An 18,027-nucleotide genomic window follows, 5' to 3' on the forward strand; every position below is an offset into this window, starting at 1 on the left:
CGTTTCTGCGTCAACACGAAAAACCGGCAGGTGCGACTGCCGGTTTTTCTATGCCTGTTTTTTGCAGGGTGGGCTTAGCTCCCTAGGTTGGTTGCCTACACATTGCCTCCATCCAACCATTTGCAAATGTAATGTGCGATTACACTTGCCGCGATAGAGACGAGCAACGACATGAGTACGTCCATTGTAGTCAACCCCCTCTCCGTGCCCGTATCGGGGATGGCAACGCGCATAGTATAACATGGGGAGTCTTTTTTGTCATGAGCAAAGTTGGTTAACCGTTTTTATAAAACAAGTTGACGAATCTCTGCTTACACTGTAAAATACACAGCGTAAAAAGGAGCGATTCTAATGAAAACACGTGATGATTCATTCTTTTCCGTCCGCAATACGACACGCATGGCGCTTTGTATCGCGCTGATCTGCGTGAGCGCGTACATTGCAATCCCCGTGCCGTTTATGGCACCACTCACGATGCAGACCTTTGTCATGTGCCTTACGGCGCTTGTGCTCACACCGCGTCAGACGGCGGCTGTCCTCGTGGGGTACACAGTGATCGGTGCCATCGGGCTGCCCGTATTCGCGGGCGGTGTCGGCGGACTCGGTATCATTCTCGGACCGCGCGGCGGCTTCTTCATCGGCTTCCTGCTTGCGTACACGCTCATGAGTATGCTGAAGGGGCGTGAGCCGTCCTTTGCACGCTATGCGCTCGTCGGTACGCTCGTGAGCGTGCCCGTCACCTACCTCATCGCTACGCTCTGGCTGACAGTTCTGTTTGGGGACAAATTCGCGGGGATCGTTGCCGCATTTATGGCACTCGTCCAGTACATCCCGGGCGACCTCATCAAGGCGGCCGCGGCGGCAGCGCTCGGTGTGACATTGAATCGACGCTTGCGCTATTTGTAAATCTATAAGAAAACAGGCAGTACTGCCGTACGAGGTTTTCGGCCTCGTGCGGCGGTATTTTTTTGAAAACAATGCTGTATAGGATGTATTGAGATATAACAATAAAATGTCTTGTGGGGGGGGACTTCAGTGTTATAATGGATACTGATAACTCCCCGAGGGATGATGGATGGGAGAGGGACAAAATTTGGCGCGATGTGGGACGACGTACCGCAGAGCGAAACGGAGGAGGGATTTTTGAACGCCACGAAAGAATTACATCGAATCCTCGAAAGGATGGGGAAATATGAACGGACTCACTGTATCGAAAAAGATCATCCTGAGCTTTTCTATTTTGATTGCGCTCTTTGCTGGATTTGCAGTCTATGCAAACCATACGGGCAAGCAGCTGAACAACGCTACGACGGAGCTCATGGACTGGACGAATGCACTCTCTATCACCGCACGCATCGAGACCACTTCTGTGGAGTCGCGCAGACTGGCAACGGGCTGGGCACTGGCGGAGGATCCGCAAATCAAGGCGTCGGCATATGATCGCATGCAGAAGACACGTACGAAGGTCAATGATCTGTTTGCTGAGTATGACAAGATGTTGAACGAGACAGAGTACGACTCTGAGGAAGAGCGCCGCGCGGATCGTGAGACCTATGAGCAGGAACTCAAAGGATGGAAGGACTATCTGGCTGCGAGCAAGGAAGCCGAGTCTCTCTTCTTGGCAGGGAAGAACGCCGAGGCTGTCGCTCTCATGACGGAAAAGGTCAGCCCTACTTATCTTAAGTTCTCGGATGCAATCGCCAAGGACGAGGAGAACTGCATTAGGATGGTGCAGCAGGTCAAGGCGGAGAGCGACGCGACCTATAACAGTGTAGTCATCACGACGATTGCTGTTGCCGCCTTCGTGATTCTTGCGGCAGCAGTTTGTGGGTTCTTCCTGCTTCGCACGATATCTACGGCGGTCGATATGGTACTCATCTCGCTCCGCAAGGTCGCGCAGGGCGATCTCAGCGTTCATCTGCCGACGGATTCGGGCGATGAGTTCGCCCAGATGGCATCCGAGTGCAACAAGATGCTCGAAAATATCCGCGCAATGACGAAGACAATCCAGAAGACGGCGGTATCCGTCTCCGAGTCCTCGGAGACACTGACAAGCACGTCCGAGCAGTCTGCACAGGCGACGCAGAATGTTGCGCAGTCCATTACGGAGGTTGCGGAGGCGGCACACGTACAGATGGACTCTGTCGCGGAGGCAAAGAATCAGGTGCATGCCTTTACGCGCGGATTGACGGAGGTGGCAGCAACGATCGAGAACGTCGCCGCCGATATCGAGCAGACCTCGCAGAAAGCCGAGGAAGGGAACAAGCTCGTTATGGCGACGGTCGAGCAGATGAATACAATCGCGGATACGGCCATCACGTCCTCAGATGTCGTGGCAAAGCTCGGTGAACGCTCGAAGGAGATTGGCAATATCGTCGAGGTCATCTCCGGCATCTCGGGACAGACAAATCTGCTCGCGCTCAACGCGGCAATCGAGGCGGCACGTGCGGGTGAGCACGGGCACGGCTTTGCCGTCGTCGCCGAGGAGGTGCGAAAGCTCGCCGAGGAATCGCAGCACGCATCGAAGCAGATTGGTGACCTCATCCATACGATTCAGGAGGAGACGGAGCACGCCGTCGCTGCGATGGAGACAGGTCGCGAGGAGGCGGAGAAGGGACGCGAGAACGTCACGGCGACGGGTGAGGAGTTCTCGGAGATCCGTTCGATGATACAGCGCATCCAGGAGAACTCAGGCAGCATCGAGAAGACCATGGAGGATCTGAGTCAGCGCGCGGTCAAGATTGACGATGCGACGGGACAGATCCATGCTGCAGCATCGAAGGTGGCGGCAGAATCTGAGAATGTCTCGGCGGCGACCGAGCAGCAGGCGGCAGGCATGCAGGAGATCGCGGCGAGTGCGCAGGGACTTTCGGATATGGCGCATGAGCTCAATGCGGCGGCGGCAAAGTTCAAGACCTGAGGGATTCGGACAATCAAAAAGGGGCAGCTGCACGAAGATTTTCTTCGTGCAGCTGCCCTTTTCACTGGGGATCTCAGCTCTTCGGTGTCATATCCTCCGCCGTAAGCGTGCCTTTCTTTGCACGGTCGGCGAACTCCGCCGTTGCCGTGAAGAGTACGTCGGTGGAGCTGTTCAGGGCAGTTTCGCAGGAGTCCTGCAGCACGCCGATGATGAAGCCGACGCCGACGACCTGCATGGCGATGTCATTGCTGATGCCGAACGAGGAGCAGGCGACGGGGATGAGGAGGAGGGAGCCCCCCGCAACGCCCGAGGCTCCGCACGCGCCGATGGTGGCGATGAGGCAGAGCAGGAGCGCGGTCGGCAGATCGACATGGATGTTCAGCGTATGTGCGGCGGCGAGCGAGAGAATCGCAATCGTGATTGCCGCACCGCTCATGTTGATGGTTGCGCCGAGCGGGATGGAGATGGAGTAGACCTCGGGGTTGAGTCCGAGGCGCTTGCAGAGTTGGAGGTTGACGGGAATATTCGCCGCAGAGCTGCGCGTAAAGAAGGCGTAGATGCCGCTTTCACGCAGCGTTGTAAAGACGAGCGGGAACGGATTGCGGTGAATGTGCGCCCAGACGATGATGGGGTTCATGATGAGTGCGACGGAGAAGAATGCGCCGAGCAGGACGGCAAGCAGCTGCAGATAGCTGATGAGGGCATCCACGCCGCTCGTACCAACGGCATCTGCCACGAGTCCCATGATGCCGAACGGGGCGAAGCGGATGACCCAGAGAACGATCTGCGTCATGACGACGGCAAAGTCGCGCACGGTGTTTTTCGTGGTCGGGCTTGCCTTTTGGAGGGCAATTCCCGCGAGGACGCTCCATGCGAGAATGCCGATGTAGTTGGCGTTTGCAATGGCGTGGAGCGGGTTGTCAACGACGTTCATGATGAGGTTGTGCACGACCTCGACGATACCGCTCGGCGGTGCAATGGTCGCCTCCGCCACAACGAGGTGAAGCGTCGAGGGGAAGGCAAAGGAGAAGCCGACGGCGACGACCGACGCGAGGAAGGTCGCGATGATGTAGAGGCGTACGATGGGCTTCAGTGCCGCGCCGGAGCCGACGGTGCGCTGCGCCATTGCGTTCATGACGAGAACGAAGACGAGGATCGGCGCGACCCCCTTCAGGGCGCGGACGAAGACATCGCCAAGTACGGCGACGACTGGGATGAGCGCGGGCGCGTAGAGCGCGATGAGGATACCGATGATGAGTCCGACCGCGATGAGCTTGATGAGTGCCGTTTCGCGGTACTTGCGGCTGATGTTGCTGAGCAAGTGGATTCCTCCTTTTGTTGGATAAAAAATATGCCCCATTATAGCAGAATGGGGCATATTTGTCACTCTTTTGCTCGGGTATACTTGTTTACGTCTGTTTTTCCTTGCAGGTGCTATTCCGCTATCGTCTTCAACTCTTCAAGAAATCTCCCCACTGCATCCTGCCACGGCGGGAGACGATGGAAGCCCGCATCGTCGAGGGACTTCTTGCTGAGGCGGGGGTTCTTTGGGCGCGCTGCCTTGGTCGGGTACATGTGCGAGGGGACGGAGGTGACGTTCACGTCCTTTCCTGCCTGACGGAAGATCTCGGCGGCGAATTTTGCCCACGAGCAGAAGCCCTCGTTCGTCGCGTGGTAGATGCCGTATTTCTCCGATTCGAGCATATCCGCGAGCAGCGGGGCAAGGTCGCGCGTGTAGGTGGGCGAGCCGATCTGGTCGGCGACGATGGAGAGACTCTTGTGCGTCTTCGCGAGGTCGAGCAGGGTCTTCACAAAGTTTTTGCCATGTGCGCCGAACACCCACGAGATACGCACGATGAAGTAGTTCTCAAGATGCTGCTGCACCGCCTCCTCGCCCGCAAGCTTCGATGCGCCGTAGACGTTGTGCGGAGCGGTCAGCGCATTCGTCTCGTACGGTGTATCGCCCGTACCGGGGAAGACGTAGTCCGTGCTGATGTAGAGGAGCTTTGTGTCCCGTTCGCGTGCGAGCCGTGCGAGGATCTCAGTGCCCGCCGCATTGACCTTGCGGCAGAGCGACGGTTCATCCTCCGCCTTGTCCACGGCGGTGTATGCCGCCGCATGGAGGATGGCATCCGGCTCCACTGCCTCAAGGACGGCACGCATGACGTTCTCGTCGGAGAGAGGAAAGAGTTTGGAGGAGACGCCGTGCACCTCGTGCCCGCGTGCTCTGCACTCCTCCACGCAGTCATGACCCAGCTGTCCTGTGGCTCCCGTGATGAGGATTTTCATAGCAATCCGCCTTTCTTTTTCTTTTTTACCATTGTACCATAAAAGGCGCTGTCTGTGTACTGCACAGATGGCGCCTTTTATGTACTTATTCCCTTATGGTCGGAATGCTGAGCGTGATCGTCGTCCCCTCATCGACGGCACTTTTGAGTGTGATCTTGATGCCATGCTGCTCGGCAATCCAGCGCGCGATGGAAAGTCCAAGGCCGGAGCCGCCCGTCTCCTTCGCGCGTGAGGAGTCCACGCGGTAAAAGCGGTCGAAGATGCGTGTCTGATGCTCGGGGGCAATGCCAATGCCGTCATCCGCGAGCGTCACGGCGATCATCGTCCCGCCTGCAGTCAGAACGGAATAGGCGTGGATGTGACCGCCTGGAGGCGTGTATTTGAGGCTGTTTTCGAGGAAGATGCGCAGGAGTTGACGCAGGAGCACGGGATCGGCGCTCACAACGGCGGGATCGTTGCGACCGAGTGTTACCTCGTGCGAGGTCGTGACGATCTCCATCTTTTCCATCGTATCTGCAAGGAGCTGTGCAAAATCGACCTCCTCCTTGTTGACCGCCTGCCGCCTCTGGTCGGCGCGCGCGAGGAAGAGCAGCTTTTCGATGAGCTGCTGCATATTCTCAGCCTCGGAGCGGATGGCAGTGATGCCCTCGTCGAGGATGCTCTTATCCTCGCGCCCCCAGCGCGAGAGCATGTCGGAGTATCCGAGAATGACGGTGAGCGGTGTGCGCAGCTCATGCGAGGCGTCGGAAACGAAGCGCTGCTGCTGCGTAAAGCCCTCCTGCAGGCGGTCGAGCATGCGGTTGAACGTGCGCGCCAGCTCGGAGAGTTCATCGCGTGCGCGGGGGACATCGAGACGCCGCCCCATCTGTTCGACCTCGATGCTGCGTGCCGTCCATGTGATCTCGCGGATCGGCGTGAGGATGCGCCGGCTGATGAAATGTCCCGCCAGCAGCGCGAGTACGAAGCAGACGGCAACCGTATAGAAGAGAAGCCGCTGCAGCGAGTTAAAAAAGTCCTTTTCCGTCGTGATCGTGCGAAAAAAATGAATCTGATAGGGGATGCCGCCATACTCGACGCTGCGCCGCGCATGATAGACCGTGCCGCCCTGAAACTCGGAGACCTCCATCTCTGGATTTGCCCAGATCGGCGTTGCGATCCGCCCCTTCTCAATCGTTTCGATGGACGGGAAATGGGCGTCCGTATCGAGCACCACACGCCCTGCGCCGTCCGTGATGCGTATGATGACACCGGGGATGACGGGTCCCTCAACCCAGAACTTTGCCTCTGTGACATAGCCGTTTTCGATGTTGCTCATCACATGGCGGATGCTGCGGTCGAGATCGACCTCCGCCTGCCGATAGAAATAGGTGTACGCGCCAATCCCCAGAATCGCCGTCGACAAGATGAGCACGAAAAAGAGGATTGCCGCGTACATTATCGTGATCTTTGTGGAAATACGAACATAAAAGTGACGGTCGATCCAGCGGCCAAAACGCGTTTTAGTCGCGGACAACATACCCGACGCCCCGCACGGTGTAGATGTACTTCTTGTGGAAGCGGTCATCTAGCTTGGCGCGCAGGTAACGGATGTAGACGTCTACCACGTTGGTCTCGCCTGTGTAGTCGAACCCCCATACCTCCTGCAGGATCTGGTCGCGCGTCAGCACGGTGCGCTTGTTGCGCAGGAGGTACTCGAGGAGATCGTACTCACGCTTCGTGAGGGCGACGGTCTCACCGTCCACCTGCACCTCGTAGCGCGAGAGGAACATGATGAGGTTCTTCACCGTGAGGCGGTCGGACGCGTCCTCCGTGGAGATGTCGCGGCGGCGCAGCGCGTTGCGGAGGCGTGCGAGCAGCTCGGGTACGGCGAACGGCTTCGTGATGTAGTCGTCTGCGCCGATGTCGAGCCCCTCGACGCGATCCTCCACGGCGTCGCGTGCCGTCAGCATGATGATGGGCACGTTTGAAACCGTGCGCACGCGGCGGCAAATCTCAATGCCGTCCATGCCGGGCAGCATGACATCGAGCAGAATGATGTCGAAATTCTCCTGAATGATGCGCTCATAAGCGCGTGTGCCGTTGCCCTCCGTCTCCGCCTCGAAGCCTTCGTGTTCGAGTTCCATCTGCAGGAACCGCGCAATGCGCACCTCATCCTCAACCACAAGCACCCGTGTCTTTTTCTCGTCCATAATATCCCCCTCGCTTGACTTCTAATGTTATGTTCTTACTATATACGAATGGGAGAGAAATGAAAAGGTCAAGATGAGAAATATAATCGAACTTTTAGTCGCGCACGGCTTTTATAAGGCGCGCTTGACAATGTGCCGTCTGTGCGCCACAATGGGAAAAACAGATCGGAGGTGCGACAGTGGAACAGACAGGACGGCTCTATCTCTGCGCGACGCCCATCGGCAATCTTGGCGACATCACCTATCGCGCGGTCGAGACATTGCGTGCGGCAGATCTCATCGCCGCCGAGGATACGCGGCACACGCGCGGTCTCCTCGCGCACTACGGCATCCATACGCCCATGACGAGCTACCACGAGCACAACAAGGAGGAAAAGGGCGCGGAGCTGATCGAGCGGCTCCGCGCGGGGGCAATGGTCGTCTGCGTCAGCGATGCGGGACTGCCGGGCATCGCCGACCCCGGCGGCGACCTCGCGCGGCGTGCCATTGCGGAGGGCATCCCGGTCACGCCGCTGCCGGGCGCGAACGCCGCACTCTCCGCGCTCATCTGCGCGGGGCTGCCGCTTGAGGGGTTCACCTTTGTCGGCTTCCTCCCGCGCAAGGAGAAGAAGCGGCGCGAGGAGCTTGCACGTCTCGCCGCCTACCCCGAGACGCTCATCTTCTACGAGGCACCGCATCGCCTGCGTGAGACCCTTGCCGCACTCGTCGCGGGGCTTGGCGAGAAGCGGCAGGCATGCGCCGCGCGTGAGCTGACAAAGAAGTTCGAGGAGTATCGCCGCACGACCCTCGGCGAACTTCTTGCATACTATGATGAGCACGAACCGCGCGGCGAGTTCGTCCTCATCGTCGCGGGTGCGGACGAAAGCACCGCTGCGGCGGATACGGCAGCGGAGATGACCCTCATGGAGCGCTACGAGACGCATATCGCCAAAGGTTTGGACAAGAAGGAAGCCATGCGGCGCACCGCGCAGGAGCTTGGCATCGCGCGACGGGATGTGTATCAGGCGCTGCTGGCGGAGGATGCGGAGTGATGCGCAGGAAGATATGACCGGAGGAGGTGGACTGTGCTTTTTATCTGCAAGATCGACCGCTCCATTCATTCCGTCATTTCGTTCTGGCACATTGGCGAGGTGACATGGGAAAAACACTGAGAAATAAAGGAAGCATTGATAAATTCAGCACCGCCACCTTGGCGCATCTTTTTTGCCCGCACTTCGGCGGAAAATCCGGTGCAGTGCACCACTCTGCGTCCGGTTTTCCGCCTTGTTCGGACGAAAAAATCTACGCTAATCTGAGGGTCTGTTTTATCAGCGATTCCACAGATTGAAAGTACGGCGTCTCTGTGCTACTATATAAGGAAAAATGATCGAAACGAGGCATGATTTATGAGTGAAAAGCACCCCTTTTACATCACGACACCGATCTACTACCCGAGCGCGAAGCTGCACATCGGGCACGCCTACTGCACGACGGTCGCGGATACGATCGCACGGTTCAAGCGGCTCGCGGGCTACGATGTGTTCTTTCTGACCGGCTCGGATGAGCACGGGCAGAAGATTCAGCAGGCGGCGGAAAAGGAGGGCGTGACGCCCATCCAGTACGTCGACCGCATCGTCGCGGGTTTTCAGGAGCTGTGGCGGCTGCTCGGCATCTCCTACGACGACTTTATCCGCACGTCGGAGGAGCGTCATTACAGGCTCGTGCAGCACATCTTTCAACAGATCTACGATCAGGGCGACATCTACAAGGGAGCGTACAAGGGACTCTACTGCACGCCGTGCGAGAGCTACTGGACGAAGCTGCAGCTGGACGAGAACGGCTGCTGCCCCGACTGCCACCGCCCCGTACAGGAGGTCGCGGAGGAGGCGTACTTCTTCTGCATGAGCAAGTACGCGGATCGTCTGCTTGCGTACATCAACGAGCATCCGGACTTTATCCAGCCCGTCTCGCGCCGCAACGAGATGATCGCGTTCATCGAGCAGGGGCTTGAGGATCTGTGCGTTTCGCGCACCTCGTTCGACTGGGGCATCCCCGTGCCGTTTGACCCGAAGCACGTCGTCTACGTCTGGTTCGACGCGCTCACGAACTACCTCACGCCGATCGGCTACATGGATGACAAGGCGAAATTCAATCACTACTGGCCGGCGGACGTACATCTCGTCGGCAAGGAGATCGTGCGCTTCCACACGATTATATGGGGCTGTATGCTGATGGCACTCGCGCTTGATCTGCCGAAAAAGGTGTACGGGCACGGCTGGCTGATCGTGGATGGGGCAAAGATGTCGAAGTCCGTCGGCAACGTGGTCGATCCGATCGCGCTCATCGAGGAGTTCGGCGCGGACGCCGTGCGCTACTTCCTGCTGCGCGAGATCACGCTCGGGCAGGATGGAAACATCTCGCGCGACGCGCTCATCGGGCGCATCAACTCCGATCTGGCGAACGATCTCGGCAATCTGCTGCACAGAACACTCTCGATGGCGAAGAAATATCGTCAGGGTGTGATCCGAAAGAGCGCGGGGCGCACGGATTTCGATGCGGCACTGGAGGAGATGGCAGCGGCGACCGTGCGTGACTACACGGAACAGATGGAGCAGATGGAGCTGTCTGCGGCGATCAAGACGGCGTGGGCGCTGATCTCGCGCACGAACAAATACATCGACGAGACCGCGCCGTGGACGCTCGCCAAGGACGAGGCGCGGGCGGCGGAACTTGATTCCGTGCTCTATCATCTCGTCGAGTCGCTGCGCATGACCAGTATCCTGATCGCACCGTTCCTGCCCGCGACCGCGCGCCGCATTCATGAGCAGCTGGGCTGCACCTCGGACTTTGCAACGGTGCAGCTTGCGGATACCGCGTGGGGCGGCACGGAGGACGGACATACGGTCGGCACGGCGGAGCAGCTTTTCCCACGCATTGAGATCGAAAAATGATGACATTCATTGATACGCACGCCCATCTCTATGACGAGCGCTATGACGAGGATCGCGCGGAGATGATTGCACGCGCCGAGGCGGCGGGGGTCGCGCAGATCATCAGTATGGGTGACACGATGGCGGCGTCTGCACAGGTCGTCGCCGACGCAGAGCAGTATCCCGCACTCTACGCCGCCGTCGGCATCCACCCCGAGAGTGCGTGCGTGCTGACGGACGCGGAGCGTGTACAGCTCCTTGCATGGGCGCAGCACCCGAAGGTCGTTGCCATCGGTGAGATCGGGCTGGACTACTACTGGGAGAAGGATCCGCAGGTGCGTGCCGTGCAGCGCGAGCTCTTTGTCACGCAGCTTGAGATTGCACGTACGGCGGGACTGCCCGTCTGCATCCACGACCGCGAGGCGCACGGGGATACGCTCGCGATCCTAAAGGCGGAGGGGCGTGATCTCACGGGCGTGCTCCACTGCTACTCGGGCAGCCTTGAGACGGCGCGCGAGCTGTGGAAGATGGGCTACTACATCGGCATCGACGGCCCTCTGACGTTCAAGAATGCGGCAAAGCTGCCGGACATTGTGCGCGAAGCGCCGCAGGAGAGGCTCCTCATCGAGACGGACAGCCCCTACCTCGCGCCCGTACCGAAGCGCGGCAAGCGCAACGAGCCCGCCTACGTCGTGCACGTCGCGGCGAAGATCGCGGAGCTGCGCGGCGAGTCCGTCGAGGAGGTCGCACAGTATACGACGGAGAACGCGCGGCGGCTGTATCCGAAGCTCGCAGAGGCGTGACGGCTCTCGGCAGAGGCACCCCTACCGTCACGCCTGCGGCGTGCCACTTCCCCCGCTTTGGCGGGGGAAGCTAAGGAAGCACTGATAAATTCAGCCGCGCCATCTTAGCGCATCTTTTTTGCCCGCTTTTCGTTAGCAAATCCTCCACATAGCTTTGGCTATGCGTCCGGTTTGCTGCCTCAATCGGACGAAAAAATCTACGCCAATCTGACGGACTTCATTTTATCAGCGATTCCCTAAGCTGCCGGAACTCCAAGCCTCCCCCACCGCAGCAACGTGCCGTCCCAATATACCCATCCTTTTGAAACAAAATTCATACACCTTTCTTGTTTTTTCGTAAACCATCGCCCTGTGTGTGGAGACGTTCTCCGCATGCAGGGCTTTTGCATGGGACGATTTTCCTTACAAGTGGCGAGGAAAAGGAGAAAACCTCTCTCAATTTTATATCGAATCCCATTTTTCATGAAAAATTCAGCTTGAAGTGGGAAAATGCTATCCGTAAAGGGGGGGTTCTATGCAGTGGCAGAACCTTGGAAAGTTGATTCGGACAAAGAAAAACACAATGTTCTGTGCTACGCTTGCGGGTATGATGATACTTTCAAGCGGCTTTACGATGAACGGTCTTCCGAAGAATATGCAGCGCGTGAGCGTGCATGTGGACGGCGAGACCATCACCGACATGACGGTGCAGACGAGACCCACTGATATTTTTGAGAAGCTCGGCATAACGCTCGGCGCGAAGGATACCTACGAGGTGTTCCACAGCGCGGATCAGCGTCATACAGAGATTTCCGTACGCCGTGCCGTGCCCGTGCACATCACATTCTGGGACGATACACAGCAGGTCTTGACCAGTGGACGTACCGTTGCTGATGTCATGGCGGAGTACGGCTATAACCCACATGAGGTCGACGTGACGCCGGAGGCAGATACGCCGGTCACGGCAGATCTCGCGATTATACTGACGGAGAACGAGCAGGCTGCCGAGCAGCGTCGTGCACGCGAGCGTGAGGCAGACCGCGTCAGCCGCGGCATCCCGCGCTACCGTGCGGCATACACGATGCACGCATCGGCGTATCTCCCGGGTGACGGGGGCGGCAGCGGCGTCACGGCGACCGGCATGGTCGCGCGCCGTGGTGTGGTTGCGGTCGATCCGAACGTCATTCCGCTCGGCTCGCGCCTCTACATCCCGGGATATGGCGAGGCAATCGCCGCCGATACGGGTGGTGCGATTGTCGGAAATACGATTGATCTCTGCATGGAGAGCTATGATGAGGCAATCCAGTTTGGACGCCGCTCCGTCGAGGTCTATGTCATCGACTGATGATTTGCAGACAGTGGATCACTGTGCGATAATTCGCGCAGTGATTCTTTTTTTGTTGACAAAGGAAGTTTTTAGTGATACTATTCTATCGTACCATAAAAATTACATATTGATTTCGGATCAAGTGCAGAGGTTCTGCGTGCAGAGCCTCAGATGCTTCATAGGGAATCCGGTATAAGCCGGAGCGGTCACGCCACTGTAACAGGGAGTGATTCCGCGCGCCGACACCCGTCGGCAGTCACTGGGGAGAAATCTCTGGGAAGATGCGGAAGAACGATGAACTGAAGCCAGGAGACCTGCTTGATTAACAATCACCGATTGACCTGCGAGTGATGGGGATGGAGATTTTGCGGATTCGTTCGCCTCAAGAGAGAGTTTGGCACCGATTGACCAGACCGTATGGGGAACTGAGTAACGATACCGGAAAAGCCCGTTCTGCACACCGTGTGGAAGGGGCTTTTCCTTTTCCATACACACGGTGCTGCAGAGCGATCCTGAGGAGATCTGTGTGCATGTGCTGAGAATCCCGTGCATAGAGATTTCCCCGGGATGAGGGAGTATGCGCTCCTTGGGGAAACATTGCTCATCTTTTCAGTTCTCGTTTTGCCTTCTATATGGAGGCTGCGCTCTGAGGGTGGAAGCTCAGAGCGCTTTTTTTTAGGGTTAGCAATACTCTGTGTTTATCTTTTTTCCCCTGTCGGCTTCAATACGCTTCCGCGTAGCTCTTCTACGCGTTCAGCGCATTTCATGGACAGGGAAAAAATCTCGCCCACATCGTATTGCTTTATTCATAATGTTGGGAGTCTATCTCAGCACAGCCTTCCCGCAATAAATTAAAGGAGGACGTACTATGCCGGAAGAAAAAGAGCGGTCGAGTGACGAAGAGCTTCAGAAGCTTCTGAAGAAATCAGCGGACATCGAGGACTTCCCCGACGTTCCACTCGATGAATTCACGCCGCCCACAGACGAGGAGTGGAAAGCCGCGTGTGAGGCACTCCTCAAGGGTGCGCCGTTCGAGAAAAAGATGTTCACGAAGACCTACGAGGGCATCACCTTCGACCCGATGTATACGCGGAAACATACGGAGGAGATCCTACCGAAGAGCGTTATGCCCGGCATGGGGGACTATCTGCGCGGCATCGATGCGGCGGGCTATATCGGAAAGCCATGGGGGATTGCGCAGGCGTGCGATGAAACTCTGCCGTCTGAGAACAACGAACTCCTGCGTCATGAGAACGACAAGGGCGCGACGATCTATCACATCGTCCTTGACAATGCCTCGCGTACAGGTGTGGATGCACGTCAGGCGGAGCATGTCGGCGACACGGGGACGAGCGTGACGACGGTCGAGGATATGCACACCCTGCTCGATGGACTTGACCTTGCGAAATTCCCGCTCTATGTCTATGTGGGTGCAAATGCCGTGCCCCTTCTCGCGCTCGTGGCGGCGGCACGCCGCGCGGCGGGTGAGGATGTGGGGAAACTGCACGGCATCATCGGAGCCGACCCCATCGGTGCGCTTGTGACGGACGGGAAGCTTCCCGCCTCCCTTGAGACGCACTATGACAGCCTCGCGGCGGCGGCGCGCTGGGCGGTGAAGAACGCGCCGCGTCTGCGGACGGTGTTTGTGCGCAGCGATGTCTACAGCAGCGGCGGCGCAAACGATGTGCAGGAGGTTGCGACGTGTCTTGCGACGGCGACGGCATACGTGCGTGCACTGTGCGAACGTGGGCTTACGGTTGACGAGGCAGCGTCGCAGATTGCATTTTGCTTCTCCATGGGTGCGAACTTCTTCCTGCAGATCGCTAAACTGCGCGCCGTACGTCCGCTCTGGGCACAGATTGTAAAGGCGTTCGGCGGCAGTGCGGAGGCGCAGAAGATGCACATCCATGCACGCCCCGCGCTGTTTTTCAAGACCGTCTATGATCCCTACGTCAATATGCTGCGCAACACGACGGAGATCTTCTCGGGGGTTGTGGGCGGCATCGACTCGTTCGAGAGTACGCCGTTCGATGAGCCGATCCGCAAGGGCGATGAGTTTTCGCGCCGCATTGCACGCAACATCCAGATCATGCTCCAAGAGGAGTTTGGGCTCCTCCAGCCGATTGACCCCGCCGGCGGCTCGTGGGCAGTCGAGACACTGACGCGCCAGATGAAGGAAAAGATCTGGGCAGAGTTCCAAGAGATTGAGAAGCAGGGCGGCATCGTCACGGCGCTGCGCAGCGGCACTGTGCAGGAGGGCATTGCCAAGGTGCTTGAGAGCCGCTTTAAGAGTGCGGATCTGCGCAAGGATCGCATTGTCGGCAACAATATGTACCCGAACATGACGGAGACCCTGCTTGAGACGCGTCCTGAGGACACGGCGGCGCTCAAGGCGCAGCGCACGGCGGATATCGAGGCGTATCTCTCGGACATCGACACGAAGCACTTGGGCGAGGCGCTTGCGGCGCTCAAGGGAGCGCTCAGCGTTGAGAATGCGACCGAGGCGGCGCTTGCGGGGGCAACGATTGCAGAACTCGCAGCGGCGGTCACGGAAGGGAAGGGCGCAGAGCAGGTCACGGCGATTGCGCCGCACCGTTGGAGCGAGCGCTTTGAGGTGCTCAGGAAGCGCACGGAGGACTACAAGGCGGAGAAGAACGACAACGTGAAGATCTTCCTCGCGAACATGGGACCCATCCCGCAGCACAAGGCGCGCGCGGACTTTACCACGGGTTTCCTGCAGGTCGGCGCGTTCGAGGTGCTCACGAACGACGGGTTCAAGACGGTGGAGGAGGCGGCAGACGCGGCGCGTGCGAGCGGTGCGGATGCGGTCGTGATCTGCTCCACGGATGCGACCTACCCCGAGATCGTTCCCGCACTCGCGCCGAAGCTCCACGAGGTGCTGCCGAATGTGCGCGTGTTCCTCGCGGGCGCTGCACCGAAGGATCTGCTTGAAACGTACAAGGAAGCGGGCATTGACGAATACATCTCCGTCCGTGCGAACTGCTATGAGGTGCTTGAGAGCCTTCAGAAAAAGAAAGGGATGATTGCGTAATGGCAGGCTTTACGAACCCGGATTTCACGGGGATGAGCCTCGGCGAAAGCCCGTCCGCAGACTCCAAGGAGTGGCGCGCCCTCTTCGAAGGGGCGACGGGGCGGACGTTTGAGGCGCTCACGCACAAGACGATGGAGCGCGTGCCCGTGAAACCGTTCTACGATCACGATGTCTATGCGTCGATGAACCACCTCGACTTTGCGAGCGGCATCCCGCCGTGCCTCAGAGGCCCGTACTCCACGATGTACGTATTTCGTCCGTGGACGGTGCGTCAGTACGCGGGCTTCTCGACGGCAGAGGAGTCGAACGCATTCTATCGGCGCAACCTCGCCGCAGGTCAGAAAGGTCTTTCCATCGCGTTCGACCTCCCGACCCATCGCGGCTACGATGCGGACAACCCGCGCGTCGTCGGCGACGTGGGCAAGGCGGGCGTTTCCGTCTGCTCCATGCTGGACATGAACATCCTGTTCTCTGGGATACCGCTCGATCAGATGTCCGTTTCCATGACGATGAACGGCGCTGTTCTGCCGATCCTCGCCTTCTTCATCGTTTCGGGCGAGGAGCAGGGCGTTGACAAGAAGATCATGGCGGGCACGATCCAGAATGATATTCTGAAAGAGTTCATGGTGCGCAACACCTACATCTACCCACCGGAGATGTCCATGCGCATCATCGGCGACATCTTTGAGTACACGACGAAGTACATGCCGAAGTTCAACAGCATCTCCATCTCCGGCTACCACATGCAGGAGGCAGGAGCACCTGCGGACATCGAGCTGGGCTACACGCTCGCGGACGGTCTTGAGTACATCCGCACGGGCATCAAGGCGGGGCTCGCCGTCGACGACTTCGCAAAGCGTCTTTCGTTCTTCTGGGCGATTGGCAAGAACTACTTCATGGAGGTCGCAAAGATGCGTGCGGCGCGCGTCCTCTGGGCGAAGATCGTCAAGTCGTTCGGCGCGAAGAACGACAAGTCGATGGCACTCCGTACGCACAGCCAGACCTCGGGGTGGTCGCTGACGGCGCAGGATCCATTTAACAACATTGCACGCACGGCGATGGAGGCGATGGGCGCGGCGCTCGGGCACACGCAGTCGCTCCATACGAATGCGCTCGACGAGGCGATTGCGCTGCCGACGGACTTCTCGGCACGTATCGCACGAAATACGCAGCTCTACATTCAGGATGAGACGAGCGTTTGCAAGATCATCGACCCGTGGGGCGGCTCCTACTATGTCGAGTCCCTCACGAACGAGATCATCCGCCGCGCGTGGGCGCACATTCAGGAGGTCGAGTCTCTCGGTGGCATGGCAAAGGCAATCTCGACGGGGCTGCCGAAGATGCGCATTGAGGAGGCGGCGGCACGCCGTCAGGCACAGATCGACTCCGGGATCGAGAGCATCGTTGGCGTGAACAAGTATCGCCTCGAAAAGGAAGACCCCCTGCAGATCCTTGCCATCGACAACACGGCGGTGCGTCAGGCGCAGGTGGAACGCCTTGAGAAGCTGCGCGCGGAGCGCAATGCGGACGATGTGCGCCGCTGCCTTGAGGGCATCACGAAGGCGGCGGAGACGCGCGACAACGGCAACCTGCTCGAAGCGGCGGTCGATGCGGCACGTGCACGCGCCTCGCTCGGCGAGATCTCCGATGCGGTGGAGAAGGTCTCCGGTCGCTTCCAAGCAGTCATTCACACAATCTCGGGTGTCTACTCCTCCGAGTTCACGGACAAGACCGAGCTTGACCACGCCCGCGAGATGGCGGACGAGTTCGAGGAGCTCACGGGGCGCCGCCCGCGTATCTTCGTCGCGAAGATGGGACAGGACGGACACGACCGCGGACAGAAGGTCATCGCGTCCTCCTTCGCCGACATGGGCTGGGATGTCGATGTGGGACCGCTCTTCCAGACGCCGGCTGAGACAGCGCAGGATGCAGTTGACAACGATGTGCACATGGTCGGGTTCAGCTCCCTCGCAGCGGGGCACAACACGCTCCTGCCGCAGCTCGTCGATGAGCTGAAGAAGCTCGGTCGCGACGATATCATGGTCTGCATCGGCGGCGTTATCCCCGTGCAGGACTATGACAACCTCTACGAGCACGGCGCGGTCGCGATTTTCGCACCGGGCACGAACATCCCCGAGGCGGGCATCAAGCTCCTGACCCTTCTCATCGCACGCGCGAAGGAAGAAGCTGCGGGCTGAGGAGATATTGGGAGTCGAGGAGCGCCCCTATCGGCTCACTGCGTTCGCCACTTCCCCCGCTCTGACGGGGGAAGCTAAGGAAGCACTGATAAATTCAGCACTGCCATCTTGGTGCATCTGTTTTCGCCCTGCCTGTGTTGACAAATCCTCCACATAGCCTCTGCTATGCGTCCGGTTTGTCTCCTTGGCAGGACAAAAAATCTGCACCAATCTGACAGACTTCATTTTATCAGTGATTCCCTAATTTGCCGAGCCCCCAGCCTCCCCTGCCGCAGCGGGGGAGGGGAACCACGCGCAGCGTGGTGGAAGGGGCGCTTTGAACGATGAATCCGACATGAATACGGGGCTGCTCTGTACGAAC

The 18,027-nt window shown here is 58.6% G+C and carries 13 protein-coding genes, 1 pseudogene and 1 riboswitch; of the genes and pseudogenes, 8 read left to right on the forward strand and 6 right to left on the reverse strand.

The genetic code is table 11. The features are described from left to right. The first annotated feature begins 351 nt into the window (after positions 1-351). Entirely contained in the window at positions 352-906 is a 555-nt protein-coding gene (locus tag C8273_RS02365; protein WP_106626218.1) for a biotin transporter BioY, read from the forward strand. 286 nt (positions 907-1,192) lie between these two features. Beyond that, positions 1,193-2,920, forward strand: a complete 1,728-nt coding sequence (locus C8273_RS02370) for a methyl-accepting chemotaxis protein (protein ID WP_106626219.1) — start codon at positions 1,193-1,195, stop codon at positions 2,918-2,920. 73 nt (positions 2,921-2,993) lie between these two features. Here C8273_RS02370 and sstT read toward each other — a convergent pair whose 3' ends face one another. The 4 genes from sstT to C8273_RS02390 form a co-directional block, all read right to left on the reverse strand. Beyond that, positions 2,994-4,241 (reverse strand): serine/threonine transporter SstT, encoded by a 1,248-nt coding sequence (gene sstT / locus C8273_RS02375; protein ID WP_106626220.1) that lies wholly within the window; start codon positions 4,239-4,241, stop codon positions 2,994-2,996. A gap of 113 nt (positions 4,242-4,354) precedes the next feature. Beyond that, entirely contained in the window at positions 4,355-5,209 is an 855-nt protein-coding gene (rfbD, locus tag C8273_RS02380; protein ID WP_106626221.1) for a dTDP-4-dehydrorhamnose reductase, read from the reverse strand. Between the two features lie 85 nt (positions 5,210-5,294). Beyond that, positions 5,295-6,725 (reverse strand): sensor histidine kinase, encoded by a 1,431-nt coding sequence (locus C8273_RS02385; protein WP_106626222.1) that lies wholly within the window; start codon positions 6,723-6,725, stop codon positions 5,295-5,297. Further along, complete coding sequence (locus C8273_RS02390) at positions 6,709-7,398, reverse strand: response regulator transcription factor (RefSeq protein ID WP_106626223.1); 690 nt, start codon at positions 7,396-7,398, stop codon at positions 6,709-6,711. The genes C8273_RS02385 and C8273_RS02390 overlap by 17 nt, the downstream gene beginning before the upstream one ends. Before the next feature lie 179 nt (positions 7,399-7,577). Here C8273_RS02390 and rsmI point away from each other — a divergent pair, with 179 nt between their 5' ends. From rsmI to C8273_RS02410, 3 genes are all read left to right on the forward strand, one after another. Beyond that, complete coding sequence (gene rsmI, locus C8273_RS02395; RefSeq protein WP_106626224.1) at positions 7,578-8,429, forward strand: 16S rRNA (cytidine(1402)-2'-O)-methyltransferase; 852 nt, start codon at positions 7,578-7,580, stop codon at positions 8,427-8,429. 354 nt (positions 8,430-8,783) lie between these two features. After that, the gene (gene metG, locus C8273_RS02405) at positions 8,784-10,328 is read left to right on the forward strand and encodes a methionine--tRNA ligase (protein ID WP_106626226.1); all 1,545 of its coding nucleotides are present in this window, start codon (positions 8,784-8,786) and stop codon (positions 10,326-10,328) included. Next, a complete protein-coding gene (locus C8273_RS02410; RefSeq protein ID WP_106626227.1) occupies positions 10,325-11,110 on the forward strand; it encodes a TatD family hydrolase in 786 nt (261 codons plus the stop codon). Before metG ends, C8273_RS02410 begins: the two co-directional genes overlap by 4 nt. Before the next feature lie 70 nt (positions 11,111-11,180). Here the strand turns inward: C8273_RS02410 and C8273_RS12965 are convergent, their stop codons facing one another. Beyond that, positions 11,181-11,294, reverse strand: a complete 114-nt coding sequence (locus C8273_RS12965) for a secretion protein HlyD (RefSeq protein WP_106626817.1) — start codon at positions 11,292-11,294, stop codon at positions 11,181-11,183. 330 nt (positions 11,295-11,624) lie between these two features. Here C8273_RS12965 and C8273_RS02420 point away from each other — a divergent pair, with 330 nt between their 5' ends. The 3 genes from C8273_RS02420 (at position 11,625) to scpA (ending at position 17,666) form a co-directional block, all read left to right on the forward strand. After that, positions 11,625-12,434 (forward strand): G5 and 3D domain-containing protein, encoded by an 810-nt coding sequence (locus tag C8273_RS02420; protein WP_106626228.1) that lies wholly within the window; start codon positions 11,625-11,627, stop codon positions 12,432-12,434. 105 nt (positions 12,435-12,539) lie between these two features. After that, positions 12,540-12,752, forward strand: a riboswitch (cobalamin riboswitch). Positions 12,753-13,284: 532 nt separating this feature from the next. Then, positions 13,285-15,468 (forward strand): methylmalonyl-CoA mutase family protein, encoded by a 2,184-nt coding sequence (locus tag C8273_RS02425; protein WP_106626229.1) that lies wholly within the window; start codon positions 13,285-13,287, stop codon positions 15,466-15,468. Continuing rightward, positions 15,468-17,666, forward strand: a complete 2,199-nt coding sequence (gene scpA / locus C8273_RS02430; protein WP_106626230.1) for a methylmalonyl-CoA mutase — start codon at positions 15,468-15,470, stop codon at positions 17,664-17,666. The genes C8273_RS02425 and scpA overlap by 1 nt, the downstream gene beginning before the upstream one ends. A gap of 74 nt (positions 17,667-17,740) precedes the next feature. Here scpA and C8273_RS13410 read toward each other — a convergent pair. Next, positions 17,741-17,891 (reverse strand): annotated as a pseudogene (locus tag C8273_RS13410) (secretion protein HlyD). Positions 17,892-18,027 lie beyond the last annotated feature (136 nt).

Source organism: Candidatus Centipeda massiliensis (assembly GCF_900290285.1).
GTDB lineage: Bacteria > Bacillota > Negativicutes > Selenomonadales > Selenomonadaceae > Centipeda > Centipeda massiliensis.

Coding starts and splice junctions, on each gene's coding strand:
- C8273_RS02365 (WP_106626218.1), top strand. CDS start 352: ATGAAAACACGTGATGATTCATTCTTTTCCGTCCGCAATACGACACGC.
- C8273_RS02370 (WP_106626219.1), top strand. CDS start 1,193: ATGAACGGACTCACTGTATCGAAAAAGATCATCCTGAGCTTTTCTATT.
- rfbD (WP_106626221.1), bottom strand. CDS start 5,209: ATGAAAATCCTCATCACGGGAGCCACAGGACAGCTGGGTCATGACTGC.
- C8273_RS02385 (WP_106626222.1), bottom strand. CDS start 6,725: ATGTTGTCCGCGACTAAAACGCGTTTTGGCCGCTGGATCGACCGTCAC.
- C8273_RS02390 (WP_106626223.1), bottom strand. CDS start 7,398: ATGGACGAGAAAAAGACACGGGTGCTTGTGGTTGAGGATGAGGTGCGC.
- metG (WP_106626226.1), top strand. CDS start 8,784: ATGAGTGAAAAGCACCCCTTTTACATCACGACACCGATCTACTACCCG.
- C8273_RS02410 (WP_106626227.1), top strand. CDS start 10,325: ATGATGACATTCATTGATACGCACGCCCATCTCTATGACGAGCGCTAT.
- C8273_RS02420 (WP_106626228.1), top strand. CDS start 11,625: ATGCAGTGGCAGAACCTTGGAAAGTTGATTCGGACAAAGAAAAACACA.
- C8273_RS02425 (WP_106626229.1), top strand. CDS start 13,285: ATGCCGGAAGAAAAAGAGCGGTCGAGTGACGAAGAGCTTCAGAAGCTT.
- scpA (WP_106626230.1), top strand. CDS start 15,468: ATGGCAGGCTTTACGAACCCGGATTTCACGGGGATGAGCCTCGGCGAA.